The 21,217-nt window shown below is 35.8% G+C and carries 19 protein-coding genes; 6 read left to right on the top strand and 13 right to left on the bottom strand.

Features of this window, described 5'->3' with window-relative positions:
* Positions 1-1,477: 1,477 nt before the first annotated feature.
* The 3 genes from C8N37_RS18145 to C8N37_RS18135 all read left to right on the top strand — a co-directional run bounded on the left by C8N37_RS18145 (position 1,478) and on the right by C8N37_RS18135 (position 3,640).
* Entirely contained in the window at positions 1,478-1,669 is a 192-nt protein-coding gene (locus C8N37_RS18145) for a hypothetical protein (RefSeq protein WP_108160231.1), read from the top strand.
* A gap of 60 nt (positions 1,670-1,729) precedes the next feature.
* Positions 1,730-2,485: a non-homologous end joining protein Ku gene (ku, locus tag C8N37_RS18140; protein WP_108160230.1), complete on the top strand. Its 756-nt coding sequence runs from the start codon at positions 1,730-1,732 to the stop codon at positions 2,483-2,485.
* A gap of 210 nt (positions 2,486-2,695) precedes the next feature.
* The gene (locus C8N37_RS18135) at positions 2,696-3,640 is read left to right on the top strand and encodes an alpha/beta fold hydrolase (RefSeq protein WP_108160229.1); all 945 of its coding nucleotides are present in this window, start codon (positions 2,696-2,698) and stop codon (positions 3,638-3,640) included.
* 21 nt (positions 3,641-3,661) lie between these two features.
* On the opposite strand, the gene C8N37_RS18130 is transcribed toward C8N37_RS18135, so the two are convergent.
* Both C8N37_RS18130 and C8N37_RS18125 read right to left on the bottom strand, forming a co-directional pair.
* On the bottom strand, positions 3,662-4,729 hold the full coding sequence (locus C8N37_RS18130; protein WP_108160228.1) for a DUF4476 domain-containing protein: 1,068 nt from the start codon (positions 4,727-4,729) through the stop codon (positions 3,662-3,664).
* Positions 4,730-4,851: 122 nt separating this feature from the next.
* Positions 4,852-5,190, bottom strand: coding sequence for a winged helix-turn-helix transcriptional regulator (locus tag C8N37_RS18125; protein ID WP_108160227.1), 339 nt, complete (start codon positions 5,188-5,190; stop codon positions 4,852-4,854).
* A gap of 119 nt (positions 5,191-5,309) precedes the next feature.
* Between C8N37_RS18125 and C8N37_RS18120 the strand changes: the two genes are divergently transcribed.
* Positions 5,310-6,725 carry an MFS transporter gene (locus C8N37_RS18120; RefSeq protein WP_108160226.1) on the top strand — a complete coding sequence of 472 codons (1,416 nt, stop codon included), beginning with the start codon at positions 5,310-5,312 and terminating at the stop codon, positions 6,723-6,725.
* A 103-nt stretch (positions 6,726-6,828) separates the two neighbouring features.
* On the opposite strand, the gene C8N37_RS18115 is transcribed toward C8N37_RS18120, so the two are convergent.
* Positions 6,829-7,506: a YceI family protein gene (locus tag C8N37_RS18115; RefSeq protein WP_108160225.1), complete on the bottom strand. Its 678-nt coding sequence runs from the start codon at positions 7,504-7,506 to the stop codon at positions 6,829-6,831.
* Positions 7,507-7,658: 152 nt separating this feature from the next.
* Between C8N37_RS18115 and C8N37_RS18110 the strand changes: the two genes are divergently transcribed.
* Positions 7,659-8,042 (top strand): winged helix-turn-helix transcriptional regulator, encoded by a 384-nt coding sequence (locus C8N37_RS18110; RefSeq protein ID WP_108160224.1) that lies wholly within the window; start codon positions 7,659-7,661, stop codon positions 8,040-8,042.
* A 3-nt stretch (positions 8,043-8,045) separates the two neighbouring features.
* Here the strand turns inward: C8N37_RS18110 and C8N37_RS18105 are convergent, their stop codons facing one another.
* The 4 genes from C8N37_RS18105 to C8N37_RS18085 form a co-directional block, all read right to left on the bottom strand.
* Positions 8,046-8,978: a hypothetical protein gene (locus C8N37_RS18105; RefSeq protein WP_146171105.1), complete on the bottom strand. Its 933-nt coding sequence runs from the start codon at positions 8,976-8,978 to the stop codon at positions 8,046-8,048.
* A 609-nt stretch (positions 8,979-9,587) separates the two neighbouring features.
* A complete protein-coding gene (locus C8N37_RS18095; RefSeq protein ID WP_108160221.1) occupies positions 9,588-9,968 on the bottom strand; it encodes a DUF1634 domain-containing protein in 381 nt (126 codons plus the stop codon).
* On the bottom strand, positions 9,968-10,804 hold the full coding sequence (locus tag C8N37_RS18090; protein WP_108160220.1) for a sulfite exporter TauE/SafE family protein: 837 nt from the start codon (positions 10,802-10,804) through the stop codon (positions 9,968-9,970). Before C8N37_RS18090 ends, C8N37_RS18095 begins: the two co-directional genes overlap by 1 nt.
* Before the next feature lie 590 nt (positions 10,805-11,394).
* Positions 11,395-11,775: a DoxX family protein gene (locus C8N37_RS18085; RefSeq protein WP_108160219.1), complete on the bottom strand. Its 381-nt coding sequence runs from the start codon at positions 11,773-11,775 to the stop codon at positions 11,395-11,397.
* A gap of 287 nt (positions 11,776-12,062) precedes the next feature.
* Between C8N37_RS18085 and C8N37_RS23300 the strand changes: the two genes are divergently transcribed.
* The gene (locus C8N37_RS23300) at positions 12,063-12,476 is read left to right on the top strand and encodes a DUF6713 family protein (RefSeq protein WP_108160218.1); all 414 of its coding nucleotides are present in this window, start codon (positions 12,063-12,065) and stop codon (positions 12,474-12,476) included.
* A 3-nt stretch (positions 12,477-12,479) separates the two neighbouring features.
* On the opposite strand, the gene C8N37_RS18075 is transcribed toward C8N37_RS23300, so the two are convergent.
* The 6 genes from C8N37_RS18075 to C8N37_RS18050 are packed head-to-tail and all read right to left on the bottom strand — an operon-like array spanning position 12,480 to position 21,210.
* Entirely contained in the window at positions 12,480-13,625 is a 1,146-nt protein-coding gene (locus tag C8N37_RS18075; protein ID WP_108160217.1) for a cytochrome-c peroxidase, read from the bottom strand.
* 20 nt (positions 13,626-13,645) lie between these two features.
* A complete protein-coding gene (locus tag C8N37_RS18070; protein WP_108160216.1) occupies positions 13,646-15,190 on the bottom strand; it encodes a DUF6850 family outer membrane beta-barrel protein in 1,545 nt (514 codons plus the stop codon).
* A gap of 31 nt (positions 15,191-15,221) precedes the next feature.
* Complete coding sequence (locus tag C8N37_RS18065) at positions 15,222-16,565, bottom strand: DUF4876 domain-containing protein (protein ID WP_108160215.1); 1,344 nt, start codon at positions 16,563-16,565, stop codon at positions 15,222-15,224.
* Between the two features lie 4 nt (positions 16,566-16,569).
* Positions 16,570-19,608 carry a TonB-dependent receptor gene (locus tag C8N37_RS18060; protein WP_108160214.1) on the bottom strand — a complete coding sequence of 1,013 codons (3,039 nt, stop codon included), beginning with the start codon at positions 19,606-19,608 and terminating at the stop codon, positions 16,570-16,572.
* Position 19,609: 1 nt separating this feature from the next.
* Positions 19,610-20,602 (bottom strand): FecR family protein, encoded by a 993-nt coding sequence (locus tag C8N37_RS18055; RefSeq protein WP_108160213.1) that lies wholly within the window; start codon positions 20,600-20,602, stop codon positions 19,610-19,612.
* Between the two features lie 53 nt (positions 20,603-20,655).
* On the bottom strand, positions 20,656-21,210 hold the full coding sequence (locus tag C8N37_RS18050; RefSeq protein ID WP_108160212.1) for an RNA polymerase sigma factor: 555 nt from the start codon (positions 21,208-21,210) through the stop codon (positions 20,656-20,658).
* Between the last annotated feature and the right edge of the window lie 7 nt (positions 21,211-21,217).

Raw genomic sequence — 21,217 nt, 5'->3', positions numbered from 1 at the left:
CAATAGAACAGCGATTACCCTTTAGTAGATGGTAAATAATTCAAAAGTTGTTCATAACCATTTTGATATACATCAGCAATTCATATTAATGCCTGATAAAAATAACAAAATTTGCCATTTTTTTGATAACAAAATTGATACAACAAATTGGTAAATGGAATTTGATTCTATAGAGGCTATTTTATACAAATTTTGTTCAGAATATCCACACTTAAATAAAGTTTAAATCACATAAAAATTACTATTTAAAAAACTTCAGATCAATTGGTACACTAATTATGCATTACTCAACAGAGTATTTCTTATAAAAATGCCTATACTAAATAAACTGATATCAGATTTCAATCAATTTAAATAAAGACTCATTTTAAAACTACCCCTTCGAAAAAGAGAATAGTCATGGTTGGTAAACCAACCTATAAATTTCAGTAATTTCCCTCATATGCTCGAACATCTACATCATACTAATTTTACCATATAAGAAAAGCCAATCGATTTCTCAAAAAAGTGTTTTTAAGATCCAATAAAATTAAATAACTTAGATATAATCAGATCAAAATTACATATTACATATAAATCCTTCATGCAAAAAAAAGATAAAAATAGACAATGGCTTAAAAATGTAGGAATAGGTGCATTTCTTTTTTTCCTAATTAAAGGGCTCATTTGGTTAGCTGTATTTTTTTTCGCTGCTAAATCTTGTAATTTCAACATATAACCATTATTACACTTTAATCCTTTTCATTCATCCAGATTCATCAGGATAATAATCATGAATAGTGCATCACTCCAAAGTTTGCATATGAATGGTTAAAAATAGATGAAAATTTTTAAATTAATTTTTCAAAACGCTTATTCCTATAATTATCTAAAATATTTTTTTGAATATGTTTAAGGATATAGGAACACAATAACATCAATAGTGTGATTAAGATAGCTGCCTTGGCCGTTATCATAATAACAAAAAATAAGGGATTTTGCTAAAATTATATGTGATAATATGATCAGAACATGGTATAAAAAAATACTAACGCCAAAAGCATGAGCACTCACTAGTATGTAGCAACAAAAAGATCTTATACCAAGATTATTTTTAAATAACTCGCTCATAAAATATGATTTTTACTGACTACATAAATATGTTAATTTTTTTTATTTAATAATGAAATAAAAAAAATTAACAGGAAATACAAAGATAACCCGCTCCTGATATTTTCATTTCGGCGATAGGTGAAGAAAGCATTTCCAATACAGATCATTAGTATACAAAAACATCGATAAAAGATATACAGCGATAGTGCATCAATGCCTATAATAACACATGGATATTCTTGCAAATGAAATGCATCACAACAAGATTCACCTTTCTTAAAACTATTTACCTATCAATATGTTATATTAAACAAACTGTCTAATTCTTTTATAACCACAGTTTATCAGTAAACAATAATACACACAACATTTAAATTTTAAAGCTATGAACAACACTGATTTAGATTCTGCTCAAATGCCAGATGGTTATCTTGAAAAAGTATATCTTTCCGCCTTGGAAATTGCGAGAACAGAAGGCTTCATTGAAGGAGAGAGACATTTAAGAGAGGCTTTAACACAATTTCCAGAGTACATCGACGAAGTTCTTAGAAAATTAAAACAGACCTGCTCCATGTAACGTCGTTAATAATAAAATAAAAATACATTTTTTATTACGAAACAGTAAAACACATTATATATGCGCGCTATATGGACCGGAGCTATCGGATTTGGACTTGTCAATATTCCAGTGAAATTGTTTAGTGCAACTGAAAGCAGTAATTTAGATCTTGATATGCTTGACCGTAAAGATCAATCTAATATTAAGTTCAAAAGAGTCAATGAAAAAACAGGTAAAGAAGTTATTTGGGACAATATTGTTAAAGGATACTTCCTCAAAGATCATTACGTTATCCTAGAAGATGCAGACTTTGAAGAAGCAAGTCCTGAAAAAAGCAAGATCATTGACCTTCACGCTTTCGTTCAGCTTAATGAAATTGACAGTATTTATTTTGATACACCTTATTATTTAGAACCTCAAAAAGGTGGAGAAAAAGCTTATCAATTGCTCGAAAAAGCATTAGAAAAAAGTAAAACGGCAGGATTGGGCTCATTTGTTATGCGTAATGTTGAGCATTTGGCTATTATCAAGCCATACAAAGGAAGTTTATTGCTCAATAAAATACGATACGAACAAGAAATTCGAGCCATCGATGAATTGAAGTTGCCAGGTAATATTAAAATTAAAAAAGAGGAAATGGATATGGCCCTTCAACTCATCAAACAACACAGCAAATCTTTTGATATTAGTAAATACAAAAATGAATATACTCAAGATTTACTCAAAATTATTCAACAAAAAGACAAAGGAAAACGCGCATCGATCAGAAAAATAAAAGTCGATAACACTAAAGCCAGTGACTTATTAGCAAAATTGAAAGCAAGTTTAGCTTAAATCGCAGATCATACTCCTCCGATATCACGTGTTACCTCATTCAGGTAATACGTGATATTGGATTGATGGATATATAACTATATTAAGCTATTAAATGAATAATAAATTTTATCTTAGCTCGGGATGTGCGACTTTACATATTATGTTAAAAAATACAGCATGTTAAAAAAGAAAATTCATTTTAGGAATAACCCAAACGAATTTTAATATATGATCCATTCAGAATCCAGCTTTCACGAGATTACAGACATCAATGGAAGTAAACATGATATTTTTAACACCCTTTATTTCCCATCAGAAGTAGATACTAAAGCTACGATACTCATCCTACATGGTATGCAAGAGCATAGTGGTCGATATGATGATTTCGCTCGCTTTATAGCTGCAAAAGGCTTTTTGGTTATGACATACGATCACCTAGGTCACGGACGCTCTGTAAAAAATAAAGATGCCCTAGGATATATTCAAAGACAGAATCCTGGCGCAAGGTTAGTAGATGATGGTATCGAGATGGCACAACTACTCGCAAACCAATATCCTGATAGGCCACATTTTATTATAGGGCATTCCATGGGATCATTTATCACACGATGTATCCTACAAGAAATTGGAAATCTGTTTTGTGGCGTTGTTCTTATCGGAACAGGCACTATGGACAGATCTGCAATTTTAGCAGAAAGGCTTTTAGGACTTTTAAATAAAATACTTCCTAAAAGAAAGTCCAATCTAATTAATTATTCATTCGGAGCTTTTAACAACATCAAATTCAAAGATGAACCAAATCAAAAGAATAATAACTGGCTCAGTTTAGCCAAAGAAAACCGGGATCATTTCATAGCAGATACACTCTGTGGCATCCCATTTTCAAACAACGCTTTTTATGCCACAATATATGTAGCCAATCGGGGCAGCGGTCCCAACTGGACAAATAATATACCCACTTCACTCCCATTCCTATTAGAAAGTGGTGAAGAAGATCCAATCGGTAATTTTGGAGATGGGGTTATTAAAACCGCACAAGACCTTCTTTCACATGGAAACACGGATGTTCAATATCACCTATATCCCAAGATGCGTCATGAACTCCTCAACGAATCGATTAAGGATGAAGTCTACCAAGAGATTGTCCTTTGGCTTAATAGCAAACTAAAATAAGCTTATACATAAGTTAAAACCCTATTTCTGATTTCTAACAAAAGCAGTAAATTTATTTTTATAATCCAGGAAAGTAAACTCATCTAACAAGGTTGCATAATTACGCTTATCGAGACAATTTGGATATAGCTTTTGAGCCGCAGACAATTTTCCTTGATCCCAACTTAGTTCTTTAAGAATTCTCCTAATAGAAGCTACAGGAAATGCTACCTTTCCACTTACAGTTGTCAGTATTTTCAATTTATCCTCGTCAAAACCACTTTGACTCATCAATTTAATCAAACTATTCAATTCAACCTCACTCATTCTTTCTAGATATTCACTATCAATTGGTTGATTTTTAATAAAATCCAACAATTTATTCTTGCTGTCGCCAAAAGAAAACTGATCAGTAAGCAACATATAGTTCCTTTTTTCAGGACAATTTGCATATGCCATTTTTGCAAAAGCAAGCTTACCCTCATCCCATGAAAACCTTTTTAGTACGTCTTTGACCTGATTCAGGGAGAAAGAAACCTGCGAAGTAGACATACTAGCGATTTTTAACTTATCATTATCAAATCCACCTTGATCAATCGTTTTCAAAAAAGCATTAAATTCGGATGCTGTCATTTCATCCCCATAATAGGTTTCATGACCATATTCATACTCCGATTCAGAATCAACGATCTGCTTCGGTCTTCCATAAGCAAATACCTGAGCAGCTCTAGGATCAGGAAGATGATTATCTGTAGGAAACATGGCATATAGGGTCAAGCTACGCATGCGATTACTTCTGATATTGTTTGCTAGATAGGTTAAATCCAAAAATTCTCCATCTTCATTCAGTATGGAAACTCCTTTTCTCGAGAGTGAAGATTTCACTCTACCGACAAATTCAACTTGAAGATCATAAAGATGATCCTTCAATTGTTCAACACGCACCTGTTTTGAAGGTTGGTTATTGTATTGAATACCATTGATAAACAAATAAAATGGATCACGGTCAGAGAAAATGGTCACATTTCCCCCACTGCCTATTCTATTTTGACTATAAGCCAAACTAAAGCAAAACAAGAATATGGCGATTAAATATGATTTCTTCAACATAATAATAATTTAGATTATGCTCTTTTGACAAGAATAAATGGAAAAGGATTAAGACACGTGTATAACTATTATATTTCCGATCACTCCAATCAGATAGCATCATCTTAAATGACATTCCTGGTTTAAGGCTGTATTTCTTTGTATTCCACCCACCATTGGTCCAACATCTCAATAACTGGCAATAATGTTTTCCCCATATCACTTAATTTATATTCAACCCGAGGGGGCGATTCCGGATAAACTTTGCGACAAATAATACCATCCCTTTCCAGTTCTCGCAATTGCATGGTCAACGTCGTCTGCGCAATATCTTCCATTTCCCTTTTCAACTCACCAAATCTTTTTGGACATTGTTGCGCAATAGACTTAATAAGCAAAACTTTCCATTTTCCACCTATAATTTTAAAGATACCGTTGACATCGCAACAACTCCCAAAATTTTTTATATTTTTTTCTTCCATAATTGTCTTATACTGAGTATGAGTACATAAAACTATACTTGGTATACTTATTATAACTACTTGATAACGAAAAGTAACACCCTTAAATTTGCTTGATAAAATTAACAAAAACTTTTAATATGCAGCTTCAGATCAGAGATATACTTAAAATATCCATCCTCTCTACAGGGATATTTTTATTCGTTATCGACTTATTTATCATCAATGTTTCCCTACCCTCTATACAAGAGACACTGCAACTTACTACAAGTGAAACCCAATGGATCATTATTCTATATGTAATTGGCTATGCAAGTTTATTAATTTGTTCTGGAAATGCAGGTCATTACTATGGTAGAAAAAAAATATATCTCATCGGTATGCTTGGTTTTACGACTTCATCCCTCATCTGTGCGCTATCAAACACAGTATATCTATTACTATTTGGGAGACTTTTACAAGGTATAAGTTCAGGTCTTATGGTGCCACAAGGCATCGCATTGTTAACCTTCTTATTTAAAGAACAAGAAAAACGTTCATTGGCACTAGGCATTTATGGTAGCATTGCTGGAGTAGCATCTATCTTAGGTCAACTGCTGGGAGGTATCCTTCCAGATCAGACCTGGATCGATGAAAGCTGGCGATTAATATTTCTCATCAATATTCCTATTGGTATTTTTGCTTTTTTTATGGCCTATTTAACCATTCCCACCATCCAAGCACAACCAACCTTACACATCAACTTGATATCCATGTTTCAATTGTTTGGAGTACTCATTTGTTTAATCTGTCCTTTGATATTAGGACCTGAGTTACATTGGCCAATATGGATTATTATCTTATTAGGCACTTCTATACTCTTCATCCTATATTTTCTGAAACAACAGAAAAATCAATACGATCTTGGTCATGATACCCTAATTAATTTCTCGCTTTTTAACAATAAAATTTTTAATTTAGGCTTAGGTGCCGCATTAGCTTATTACATGGTACAAGATGCTTATTTCATTATAAATTCTAATTATTTACAGGTCTATAAGCACTTTACACCTACCATGACAGGTATTGCATTTGTATATCAAGGAGTAGGATATGTTATTGCCAGTGTGATAGTAAGTCGTTTTATTCAAAAAAATGGCAAAAAGATCATCCTTATCGGATTAACCATGATGGTAATTGGATTAATAGCACATCTTTTCATTTACAATCAAAGCAGGGTTCCTATTCAACAACTCCATGGAATATTGTTCTTTTACGGCTTAGGTTGCGGAACTGTACTGCCTTCTTTAATGACCATCGCTTTAAAGGATTTAAATACAGATCTTACTGGGATAGGTTCTGGTATTTATCTGACCATACAACAAATTGCTATTTGCTTAGGCATTGCGTTAGTGTTAGGTATATATTTACATGACCAAAAAGAAACATTCTTACAAATGAAAAATCTAACTCATGCTTATGGCTTTTCGACTCTTATTTCTATTGTATTATTAACAGGAGTAGCAATTTTTACTATATTATTGCCCAATAAAAAGACAAAATTAGACGTCAAATAATCAGCAAATAGTATACTGATAAATCTTGTTGGTGATCAGATTTAGATTATATCCAATAATTAAAAAACACGCTTTAATTATTTAAAGCGTGTTTTTTAACTGCTTATTTTTTTGCAGTGATATTCAATTCCATATCTACTTCTTGAGAAATCATCCAATCTTTCGGATCACCTTCAGTTCCATAAGCTAAGCCCCAATCTTGTCTGTTGATGGTAAATTTAGATTGAACACCCACTTCATTATCCGTTACGTTTACTTTTGCAGGAAAAGTAACATTTACAGTTTTATCTTTAATTGTTAAATTTCCGCTAATGATATTTGTAGCATCAGCAATTACACTTTTGTCTTTAGATGCGTCAAATGCAGTTACACTTGTGATCTCAAATTTAGCTGTAGGGTATTTTTCTACTTCAAAGAAATCACCAGTTTTCAAATGCCCATCTAAGTCTGCAGAAGTTTTTCCTCCTGATTTTGCAGGATCTACAGAACTTTTATCTGTAACCACAGAATTCATATCAATAACAAAGGATCCACCAGTAATTGTACCCTCTTCAAGAGATACAGTACCTTCACTTTTTAAAGTACCAAATCTTGGATCAAAACCACCTTTGTGATATCCTTTCCATTTAATAGTACTTACAGCTGTATCAACTGTAAAAGTTACACCCTTTTGTTCAGCTACTTGCTGCTCTGTTCCCGTTTGTGCCTTGTCGCCATTTGAACCACCACATGAGGCTAAGATTACAGAAGCCACTACTGCTACGATTGATAATTTTTTCATTTTTTATAATTTTGATAATTAAATACCATGCAAAGATAACTTAGTGATAGTTTACAATTGCTATTAGTTTCCTTTTTGAAACTACTTTCCTATTGGAAACTAATGATCGTTTCCGTAATTTTACTTTGTAATTTTGGATCAATAGATAGCTCATGAGAAAAAATCAAACCATCAATAATAGGTCAGGATGTAAGGCACGGATAACAGCGATAACAGACACCATGGAAATTCTATCAGGGAAATGGAAATTTCACATTCTAGGAACACTTATGGAAGGCGGTAAAATACGCTTTATGGACCTGCTTCGCGAAGTAGACGGAATCGCTGCAAAAATGTTATCCAAAGAACTGCAGGATATGGAAATGAATCATTTGATAAGTCGCACAGTACTCAACACAAAACCCATCACTGTCGAATATGAAGTGACCGAATATGGCCGTACATTAGAACCCATTATAGATGAAATTGCCAAATGGGGTGAAGCATATCGAAATGCTATGTTTAAAAAACAGCATGATCAAACATCAGAGATCTAACGATTAGAAGATTTTAGTTATTGAAGACAAAGGTACTTTTTGTTTCCAAACGCCAGAAATATCAAAAATATAACCCGAAGACTTATTTTTAATAGTAAAAGTATAAAGGCACTCCCGCGTTAAATACGAGATTTCACCACTTACATTGATCGTTGTATACGGTTCAACTAGCAGTTCTTGTTTACTTCCCTCATTCATATAAGATTCTAAATACTGGCCTTTTTTATAAGGAACTTGTTTAGACCAATACGTCACCCCATCCTTCAAGATTTCACCCATAAAAATAAGTGAGTCTGGAGTATTCATCCAACTAAAAGCATCTTGATCATCACTTGTAAATTCGGACATGTATTTAACATCTTTAAATATAGAAGTAGTCTCCATATTTTTTGCACTAGAAGTATTATTATTTAGCGTGATGGTATAGCAACCCTCATTACTGTTATATTCCTTTCGGCTTCCCGGTACTTCTATAATCTCCTTTTTAACAATCTCATAGGTTTCTCCTCGATTCTGAGTGAAAGAAAGTTCATCTTGCTTGCCGTCCGCAACGATACCGATCAAAAATTTTCGAGGAATACGATTAAAATTCTCTGTCAAGGACATCGTTAACAAATTATTTTCATCAGTCTTCTCCAATTTCAACCAACTACCCCATAGCTCTACCTCACCAACAGTAGCTAATACAGCTGGATTTCCCTCTTTATCGGATAATAATTCTCCTGTAACAGCATCTTTAACATATGCAACTGACCACTCCTTTGAATGAATAGCAATACCATTACGAGCAAAACCAGAATTCAATTGGATATCCTTGTAATCTGTATCAAAAAGCGCTGTATTATGATTCAAGTCATCCTTATTACAAGAAATCATGGAAAGAATAAAAAAAGTCGCCATACTGGCAATTAGTAATTTAGAATGGTTTAGGATCATGGGTTTATACATTAACAGTGGTCAAACAACTCATAAAATTTGCTCTGAGCAAGTTAGGATTATTTTATCTAAAAAACACGTTTTGCTAAGTAAAATTTTCCTTAAAAAATAATACCCCTGATCGCAAAAATGGAAAAAAATTACGTGCTCAGTAGTTTATAATATCACCCTAAAACAAGTGCTTATGATAAGTCAAATGGAGAAAATAGTGAGATAATATAAAGTGAGCAGTACGTATAAATAACAAATGAGCCTCAGAAAAATACTTAAAACACTTAAAATAAATACGCTTGATTACAAAGTTGGTATAAGATGGCACAAGCTTTGTAAAAAGTTTTCACAGTTATATCTACTGAACATTAAAATTGACTACTATGAATGCAGAGAATCAAAACGGGACAAAATTAGGATTGAAAAAAGGATATTACCTATTGCTAATGGCAATTTTAGACCTACCAATAGAAGAAAAAATCAAGAAGGCGAGAAAATAGAAAACAAGTACCCTTTATATAGAAAAGTTCTCCCATGTGGAGAACTTTTCATTTATCAAAAAGTTTGAGATGATCAGTATGAACGATATTGATATCAAATACTTGGATGAGTCGGCTATTAATGTCCAAACCCGAAATACATACTAAACCCAATAATAACAAGAACAATACTTGTTATAAAAACATATAACTTATCTCCCTCAAGTATAAAGCTCAATAAGGAAAGCAACAATCTTAACAAAGGCGTACAAAAAAGCACTAAAATAGCTAAATAAATAATCGCACGTCCCTGAAGATTCGCTACACCCTTTAAAATGCCAGAAACAACATCGACAATACTTCGATCATTTTCCGTAAATCTTCCATAGGCAACAGTCTCATTCGAATGATTAAAAAGAAAGATCAATCCCCCGATAATACTGATGATTAATACACTTCTTACACCGTATTTTAAGACGTTACCTATTATTTTTTGAATAATTTTATCTGTAATCTGCATTAGAACTTACCTTTAAAACCGTTATAAATCATATTAAAAGCTAAGAAAAAAATGATAAAAGCAAAAAATATCCGGAGCTTTTTCGGATCCGTAGCCATCAATATTTTGGATCCAATCATTGCCCCTATCAATACTCCAATCATCACCGGCAAGCATATGTCAGGAACAATATATCCCTTTTGAAGATAAATAACACAACTAGCCAATGCCGTCACCCCCATCATAAAATTACTGGTTGTTGTGGATACTTTAAAAGGGATTCTCATTATCGTATCCATGGCAATCACTTTAAAAGCTCCCGAACCAATACCCAGCATTCCTGAAAGTACACCAGCAAGACCCATCATGCTAAAACCGCCAATTACATTTTTAGTCCCATACGCCACTTCCTGTCCTTTCACAACGGGATAAGTAGACGGTAATTTCAATCTTTCAGCAAGTTTACTGGATTGAGTCACGATATGCTCTTCTTTTTTTCGAAGTGAATTTGCAGCAGAAAAAATCAAAGCAAAACCAAATAATATAGCAATAGAAGAACTTGGTGCAGCAGTAGAAATTAAAGCACCTACCACCGCACCAGCTGTTGTAGCAATCTCCAGAAACATTCCTAGACGCATATTGGCAATACCTTCCTTGACATAAGCCGCTGCTGATCCAGAGGAAGTAGCGATTACGGAAACCAATGCGGCCCCAATTGCATAATGTATATCCACTCCAAGCAAGATAGTCAGTAAAGGGATTACGACTATACCACCGCCAAGCCCCGATAGGGACCCAATAATACCAGCGCAAATCGCCCCTAGTAGCATAATTAATGTAAACGTTAAAACAGTCATATTTTTATAATAGAATTTACACGTAGAAAATCCTTAATTTTCTAAAACAACAAAGTTAGGGATAATATTATTTTTAAAAGTTACTCCGCTCACTTTCTAATGATTCTCTAATATAAATCCCTGTTGAGCTATAATTATTATTGATCTTGTACAACAGCAAGTAGGATTTAAGTATAAATAACGATCATATATTATTAAAATACGCAAATCTAATCAGATAAATACCCTTAATCATTTCCTACCCTTAAGATGGCACAAGCTTTGAAAAAAGCCTATTGAAACGTAGTAACACTAAAAATTAAAGTCATGAATAAGCAAACTCAAAAATCAACAAAGTTAGGATTGAAAAAAGGATATTACTTATTGCTAATGGCAATTTTGGATTTACCTATAGAACAAAGAATCAAAAAAAATAGAAAATAAGTAAAGGATATGACTACTCATCTTGAGTATGTCATATCCATTAAATCAGATATAAAGCAAACAACAAAAACAGGTTGAACTTCTCTTTATTATTGATATAGGCATCTACATGAAGTAAATAGGGCATAAATCAGACATAAATAAAAATGTAAAAGTTCTTGGATAAGTTATTTGTCAATCATCGGAAGATATTTTTTCCAATTATCAATTATGATCCATAAGATAATTGCGATCAATACAAATACAATGGGCAGTCCAGAAGGAGCTACTGTAATATTAGTCAGCAAAATACCTGTTAATATCGGCAATATGACAAGAGCGCCTAATGCCCTAGTCCTAGCCGAAATCAACAACAGTCCACCAACAATCTCGACCACACCCACTAAAGGCATCAACCAGCCTATTTCCATAAAAGCCTTACTCGATTTTACCATTTCCTCTGGCATGTCTTTAGGCATAGGCATATAATGAAAAAATTTATCCAAACCTGCATTAATAAACATAAGGCCTGTCAATAAGCATAACACGAAAAAAATCTTGTTTTTCATAATTGGTTATTTTAATTAATTACTCACGAGATAAAACAGTATTTAACAATTATTGTTCTATTTTTTTTATGTTTTTTTATACCACTTCCTATTCATGAGCTCTTTATTATTTATTGCACTTTTTTTTGCCGAAAGTAGCTCCTAATTAACACATTAAAAATTATCTGAAATACAGTTGGTTTTATAACAGGAGTTTTTATTAATGAAGATGTATTATGAGGACATAGTCCTATATTTGCTTCTAAATTTAATTAGTTATCAACTAAATTTAAAAATAGCGACATCAGATGCCAGAACAGATCTTTTTATATATCGGAATCGTATTGTTCATCCTTCATGAAGTCGATGCCATAAGGTGTAAAGAATGGCGGATTTTTCCAGGACTCTCTTTGCTCAACGAACAAATGGGATATTTGCTCTTCCTCTTAGCACATATCCCATTATTCTTCTTGATATATGATGGACTCACACCTATTCAATCCTCTAGCACATTTATTAAGGGTTTTGATATTTTTATGATCCTACATCTAATTGTTCATCTCTTATTTATCAAACATAAAAACAATGAATTCAAAGACTACATTTCCTGGACATTAATTATAGGAATAGCCATATGTGGTATCCTAGATTTGACGAAAGATTCAATCTCATACCTCATGATTAGTTTTCACCCTATAAATAATAATATACTTAATATATAACCCCTATTCAGGAAGATCAGGCATCGCTATCCGACGTTGCGTTGGGCTACTTAGTGCCTGCAAAAATGCCAATACCGCATCGACTTCCGTTTTAGAAAGGTCAAGTTTTTTTAACAAAGGGGAATGAATAGGTCTCGTCTTTTCATCAACCACCACCCTTCTCTGTATAGGAGCAGGATTGCCCAGGTTATAAAGCTCTACAACATCCCTAAGCGTAGGGAAGTTTCCATGATGCATCCAAGGCCCCGTCAATGCAACATTACGAAGTGAAGGTGTTCGAAATGCTCCTATATCTTTCTGATCACCTGTTAAATGATAATGTCCAAAATCCTCCTGCTTGGTACCATAGAGTGTCTGTCCGTCGTTATGAAACAAATTATCCGAAAACAAAGGCGTGCTATGACAATTGATACATCGAGCTTTAGTTCGGAAAAGATGAAGCCCTTCTAATTCCTGATCATTTAGCGCATCGGATTGCCCCGACACAAAGCGATCAAATTTATTTGGATAGCTCACAATGCTGCGTTCATAAGTTGCCAATGCCTGCTGGATTCTCCATAAAGTCACCTGATCATCACCAAAAGCGCTTTTAAAATGTACGTTATATCCTTCTATCTCGCGAACATGTGCGACCATCGTGTCCAAAACGGTATTCATCTCCACGTGATCTTGCACAGGCAACAAAACTTGATCTTCCAGACTCTTAGCCCTTCCATCCCACATGAAACTCTTATAATATCCCACATTATACAAAGTCATCGCATTACGCTTCCCTTCTTTTCTACCGTGGCCATGAGCTAAACTCTTACCATCACCAAAACCGAGCTGCGGATCGTGACAGCTCGCACAGGATAACTGCTTCGATGCCGATAACCGTGCATCAAAAAACAATAGTTTTCCCAATGAAGCCTTTTCTTTACTGAAGGGATTTGATTGCGGATATTCTATAGCGGGTAAAACTCCAATATCAACAAACCCTTTTTGAACCGAAGCATCTAAATGTGGTTTAGGCCACTGGCTCATATCACCGCTGCTGTATATGCGGCGAAGATCAACCATCGAATATCCCGTATCTACTGCATCTCCAAAAGCACTGATTAGTACAGGTAAACAAACCATCAGTGCCACCAAAAACTTATTTTTCTTCATCAAAATCAAATATCTCCAATTTAAAACCCATAACTTAAACGTAAGCTTCCCTCCTCGCGTATCCTCCCCAAAGGAGCCAAATTCATTCTATCCAAAGCATCAGCTTGATCAGCTTTACGATACGTATAATCTGCTGTCAACTTGATGTAATTACTTTTTCTAAGTCGCTGCATAAAACCCAGACGCAATTTACCTCCCCACATATTTGCCTGATGATACAGAATATCATGATAAAACACATATTGATGAAATACATTTTCATTGATTACAGGAAGCGTCCATGCAACACCAATATTTCTTTCCATAAAAGCGGTCAAACCAAATTCAAACTCTTGATTTCTTGCTGTAGCATAGGTAAATAATGTTGCCAATCCATAGTCCAGACGATCATAATCCAATCGTGTTTCCGTACCTCCATCATGGCGCAATTGATTGGTATAACCTATATTAGCTTCATATAGCTGTTGCCACTTTTTATTCTGCACCAAATACGAAAAATCCAATGTATGACGTTTCTTTCGGTAGACATAATTCTGTGCATCGCCACTTTCGATCACCCGATCCTTACCGCTATGAATGAAACTATTAAAAGATGCCAGATAGGTACGATTAGCCTGTTTTAAGTTCCACAAAAGTTGGTAACTCAATTGATCCAGATTGAACTTGCTCAATTCATGGATGCGCGAATCATTACGTAACGTCTGTCTATAGCGTTGTACTTCCTGCAGGTATCCTATATTTCCATAGAACTTTCCCAAATGCCCATCCCAAGATAAATAAAACTTAGCACCATAACGTTTCATATCATTCTGATAATACATCCGCTTTTCATTTAACCAATCGCTCACTTTCCAACCATATCCTCTTACGATGTAGTTCATATAAGGAGATTCAACCGCACTTAACGCATATTGATCATTACGATAGGCTATTTCCACACGCTCTTGGCCATAGCCATACTTCGCCTCTGCCCCAAGCTCCCATCCAGAAGCAATATGGGCACTCCCCCCTAGGCTTCCATTGACCTGAATCGCATCAATCGTACCTCTTGGATCGTTGTTACTAAAATGATTACCCACATGATAATCCAAGCCCCCGAACACCGAGTACCGACGGTCAGCAAAGTATTTTTGTCCCCTAGTCTGAATCAAGTAATTGGTCCTTTCATAATGGTTGTAGCCATACGACCCAAAGTACCAGGGTGATGCCAGATTTTCTCGCGTTTGATGGGCAAACCTCGTACTATCTTCCGTACTGCGGTTATAAGCAAATCTTCCCCAAAGCCGTACATCTTTAATCGTTACCGCACCCTCCGAGTTAAAATTGATATTTTTTATTTTTTGTGCATCCTGAGCAGCCCGATACTCACCACTGATCTGACTGTATCCCAATTGAATTAGGCTATAGCGAGGTGAAACAGACTTCTCTAACCACATCGGGTTCTCAACAGTAAATTGACGTATTCGGCGCTCTATAGTATCCTGCTCTACAGTCGTTTGCGCATATACCGGAAGACAAGCCCCCCAAGTTGCAAACAACAATCCTATTATATCTCGTTTTTTCATGAATGGTATTAATTTTAATCAAGTACCTGATCTAATCTGCAAAACCCTTTGGGTTTGCTTTGATGGAAACAAAATCATCTTTCGAATTATTAGAATCCTGCAGCACTCTTCTTCCATTGACCACTGCTTTGGTTTTCCGAATGACAGCATTCGAGGAACGAGCTCCACCATCCACAGCAATCCATCCCGCATCATTTTGAGCAGAAAATCGCTTTGGATATTGCGTTGAAGTGGAAGACTGCAGCTCTACTGCGTCCAAGATCAGATCAACTGGCACCTGTATATATGCTTTGGAATTATTAACCTGACCATCCGCATAAGGCAATCCGTACCCCTTCCAATTTGCTTCAGGTCCCATAGCATCAGATCGAAAGATAAACCAGCTTTGCTGTGCGGTCTGGCTCATGATCAAATCGGCACCACTTCCCCGTCGGATTACCTCCACATTCGGCACATTGGGGTTATCCACATCAGATGCTAAAGGCCTTGTTGTACCGATATAAGGTGCATAGTAAGCTTCAAAGTCTGCTTTGCTCAGGTCGACTGTTAAACTTGGATCCTGAACAGCGATTACTTTCCCATCTGCTCCCTCATAAGGCGCTTTATGATTGGTTGCCGTAGCCGCTATAACAATACTTTGACCAGGAGCGATCGGATAATCCTGACCTTGACCTGGCAAGCGGAGTATAGTTTGCGCATATACATAGTCCGCATTTGCCCTTATCCCTTCAGGCATACCGTATGATTTACTCCAATCATATTGTTTACTAGTGGCTTGATAACTATAAAGTGAATTGATACTATTTGCTCCATATGCCTCAGCAATACACAAACTATCGGCATACTGGATCTGATCTGAATTATTAAAGATTTCAATAAATTGATCTCGGAAACTTGCTCCCAAAGTCGCATGCGAACCCGCATAATAGATCTGTTTGATCACCAAGCCATTTGGATTGAAATTGCCACTCACCAAGGACAAATCCCAGTGATGATCTATATCCCTACCGACCATAATCTCTTTGATCTCCGAACTAAAGGTGACATCAAAATCCTCTTGCCTATCCAGCAATTGATTAAACAAATCGACCTTAAAGCTGATCACAGCTTGTATCCTATAGGTATTAGGAGCAAGCTGTGGAAACATAATATGACCGTCAGCACCCGTTTGGGCACTGTATATTTTTTTCCCTTTCAACGAATAGATATTAACCGTGATGGTATCTACAGGTAATTTATCTTGATACTCCTCGCTTTCATAAGTAATATTGACTGTAACATCCACAGGGCCATTATTGGGCAATAATTCTTTTTGGCAACTGCTCAATGACCCCATAAAAATGATCATCAGCATTAAATATTGTTGTAATTTCATATGCTTAAAGTTTAAGTCTTACTTGAGCACCATAACTTGGTTTACCATTAGGAATGACCATCGTATTATCCGATCGCTTATATTGCGGACGATAATTAAATACATTATAAACATGAAAGGCCAAGGTCAGTCGTTTACTAATTTCTTTAGATAAGTTAAGATGAAAATTGGTATATAACCCGGGTTGATTTTGATTGTTTACTTCTTCGATAGGACGAAGCAGATGTGCATAGTCCGCATTTCCTTCGTCAAATTTCTTAATTTCAAAATAGCTACCGTCTTGCGTAAAGTAACCTACGGGAATACCGTCTATAGCTTCGGTATTGGTTTTATTCAAAATATTAAACTCCGTAATAAAGTTTAATAAAAGTTTAGCCTTTGGAATATGGGTACTCGAGGTAAGCGCAGCATTACTGGTCCAGCTGGTGCGCTCAAATACAGGATATACACCGGTTACAGCATAATTTGGATTATTGGTGTTATTGGTTACGTTTTTCCAATTTTGAACTGGGTTATAGATGGATTTGGTTATACCGCCACGCAGATTAAATGAAGTGGCTATCGCCGTCCATTTTGGGGTGGATAACATGATCTCGATACCTTGGTTTTTAGTCGTTCCCCCATTAACAAAATTATAGCGGGACAGGCGATGACGTTTTTGACCATCAATCACATAGGGCAACTCAGATTCTTGGTCCGAATTGTCTATGTAGTTACCCAATAAGATTGAGCTAAAAGACATTTCGGTATATATATCCCGATAATTGCGTTTACTGTATACATTCAAGCCCCCTCTAAATCCGCGATGTTCATAGGACAACGATAACTCCAACTGTTCAGAAAGTGCAGGTTTCAATTTGCTATTGTCAGGAGTAAACTTATCTACATATAGTAAGTATAAACTATTTACCTCATCCACAGCACCATTATCTTTTACTGCAGTGCGTTGGTATAGCGGGATTTCAAAGAATACGGGACCCGGATATAACTGAGCCAATGCGGGAGCTTTACTACCCCATCCATAAGCTAAACCAATGCGCAGATCCGGAGTGATTTCATAATTGATATTTGTACGTGGTGAAAATGTAGCATAACCTTCAAACAGATCCAACCGCGTTCCTATCCGTACATGCAGATTGCGATCTGCTATAGTTGTTCTAAAAACATCTTCGGCGTAGAATCCAATCTGATTTTGAGCATGGATACGTGAATAATCATAATATCGTTCAGATCGGTTATCTCCATTTGCAGTTGAAGTATTATTTCGAGGACGTGTAGGATCTACGATCTGCCCTCGCCCCTTATTCTTTGAAAAATTGTATGAAGAACCAAAATTCAATTGGTGTAAAATATCACCAGTATGGAAACTACCATTCAAATCCAGTCTAGCCGTAAAATCAACAGGTTTGCCTTCCAGATTGGTCACTGCTGTATAGATACCAGAAGCATATTTTCCATTTGTAACCCCTACATCCGTGGCATCGGTATAGATGATGTAAGTATTATTCATGAATTGCTCTTTATAGGTATTCTGATAAGTCTCACTATAACGCACATTAAAACCAATATTAGTCAGAAAACTGTTGTCGATCCTGTAATTAGTCCGATTACCAACAGAAAAATTATAGGCCCTATAGCGCAGTAGTGTTGCAGTAGGATCATCTGGGTCACGACGTACATTGTCCAGATTGCGACCGTAATCAGCAGTAAATGTATTGGTAAAAGCACGATCTTGACCAGCTGCTGTACTCCATATCAAATTACTTCCAACACGGTCATACGATTTGAGCTTATCACGGTTATCATTATAAGAGCGTGTAAAATTACCGCCTACGGTAAGAGCACCCCACTTTTTAGTTTGAAAACCTTTCGTTAGTCCATATACAGTTGCATTATCACGAAGTTGCATATTAAAGTTGAAGGGAGTTGCACCAGCGATCCGATTGATGATCACAGCCCCATTGGTCATATCTCCATATTTTGCCGAAGAGATACCAGCCACCACTTCCACACTTTCAATGTTATCCGTTGCAATTTGACGTAAATCGATCCCTCCAAACGTATAATCACCAGTATAACGGTCCCCGCGTTCTTCACTACCCATTAAATCGGATATATTACCGCCTACATAAGAATTTCCCATACCGCTGATCCCAGGATTGAGCGTCTGCATATTGGCATTATTGGATAGCGCGATTCCATCCATAATCAAAGCAATTCCAAAAGAATTATTCAATGAAAAAGGATCTTTGGTGCCCAAAGAATTTGTACCGAATGAAGCACTACGTAAGTTAGCCTGCTGTACCTGCTGTAAAGATGGAGCAGCGATTTTCTGTCCAGGTACTAAACTCAATAAATCGTTGAGACTAAGCGCTCCTGACTGTTCAATAACCTCCCGATTAATATAAAGTGAACTATTACTTTCTAAATTTTGATTCGTACGAGGGCTAACCGTAATTTCGTCGAGGCCTACACTTAATAACGGTAACTGTACAGTCGATATACCTGTCTGCTGTTTATCCAGCGCTACGTTAAGCGTAGTGCCCTGCCTTCCGATCATCGAAAACCTGATCTCAGCAGATTTCAGACGATGTGCTGGAAACTGGAACCGGAAAGAACCATCTTGCTCTGTCAAAAAATATTGGTTCAGTTCTCTAAAGAACACCGAAACCAACGATAAGGGCAATCCCGCTTCATCGGTCACTTTCCCAGTCAGAACACCTACAGAGCCATTGTTGATTAAGATATTTCTTCCTGACAACCTCAGCTGCAGATAAGTCTGTTGCTCCAGACTTTGTAAGATCTGAGTCAGTGAACCGGTCATTTGTAGTGAAATCTTACGGTTGAGATTGATGGTTTTTTCATCATAAAGAAAACTATAGCCCGACTGTTTTTCGATCTGTTCCAAGATGGATTTAAGCGACTGACTTTTACTTTCAATATGGAGCTGTTGTGCCGATACCGTTAATCCATGATATGAAAAAGTGATACCAAGAAATAAAGAACGAACCCAGATCCTACTGAGTCTATTATTTTTTTTCATATTATTTTTTATGAGCAATTAAGGTGTTAGATTCAAGAGAAAAGCGGTATGAGGTGGTTAAGGTTAATTTATCCAATACCTGATCCAGATTTTCATGCGCCATAGTTCCAGAAAAATCAAGATCTACATCTGCATTAGCCTGAAAAGAAATACCATATTTACGAGCCAATTGTTTACCAACATCCGAATAAGTAGCATGATTAAAGTGCAATACCCCATTCATCGTCTCTCGTTCTTGTCCCTGATCAAAAGATTCTATAGTATATTTGGCCAACACTTTGTCATATACAAATGCCTGTCCAGGTAAGATTACCAGGCGTATGCTATCATTAAAGATTTCCACTTTACCCGTAAACAAGGCAATCTTTGCTACCTTGTCCTCTTCAAAAGCATGAATATTAAATGAGGTACCCAACACTTTAACATGAAATTCTCCTGTTTGGATGATAAAGGGTTGGTCTGTACGATGAGCTACATCAAAAAAAGCCTCACCTTTAAGCGTCACTTTTCGTTCACTAGCTGCAAATTGCTGAGGATAGTCTAATGTAGAAGTAGGACCTAATCTTACTTTTGTTCCATCAGTCAGTTGGACGTTCATATACTTACCCGCGGGAACTTGTTGTTTTAAAAGAGCAACTATTGGCATAGGGTTTTGCAGTATAGCCGGTCTTTGTCGAAACAAAAAGATGCACATACCCACAACCAGTAGACACGCGGCAGCGTAAGGAAACCATTTGCGAAACAGAAATTGACGATTTACTTTAGCTTCATCAATCGCTTGATACAGACGTTGTCTTTCCTTTGCGACTTCTTCCTCAGACGGCATAGCCTGAAGCTGTAAAACTAACGTTTTACTTTCTACTACTAAGGATACATAGTGGGGATTTTCCTCAATCCAGTTTTCCCAATAAGTAAAATTGTCTGATTCATGATTCAGACAATAATCTATGAATGACGGATCACAGATGAGTTTTTCAAGAGTAGGGTTATCCATTATTTTTCATGCATTTTAAGAGTAGTGCATGAAATACCTCAATTTTACCTATTTTATTTATAATAATTTAAAATAAGGATTAAGATCGATGTTAATTGTCCCTTAAGGCTCTTTATAGCTTCATAAATTACGTTATACACCGTTCGGACAGCAGCATTCTCTGAAATAGCAATTTCTTCGTAAGACTTATTAAGGAAAAATTTCAACTCAATATAGTGGCGTTGCTTTTTGGTCAACTTAGCCATCGCAGCATAGAGATTTCGCTCTCTTTCCATCATTTCCTCCAGTCTTATTTTTTGAGTTTCCATAGATTCCTCATAGGGTTCTTCAAGCAAACTTTCAAATGAAAATTGTTGCAGTTTAAGTTGTCGAAAAATTATGCGCTTTAGCCAAACAAAAACATAGTATTTAGGATCTTTGATGTCTATTGGAAGACGTTCATGTTTTTCCCACAGTTCGTAAAATAGAATATGGATCGCATCTTTAACCACTTCTCGATCTTTAGCGATCACCATTCCATATTGGAAAAGAGATCGATACAACGTATCGTAAAAAATAAAGAAACTCTCTTTATTCCCTGCTTTAATATTGACCCAGTGCGTTTTCATGATTGAG

This window comes from Sphingobacterium faecium, from assembly GCF_003054045.1.
GTDB lineage: Bacteria > Bacteroidota > Bacteroidia > Sphingobacteriales > Sphingobacteriaceae > Sphingobacterium > Sphingobacterium faecium.
Note: the sequence above shows the minus strand (reverse complement) of the source record. Positions and strands in the feature narration are given on the sequence as shown.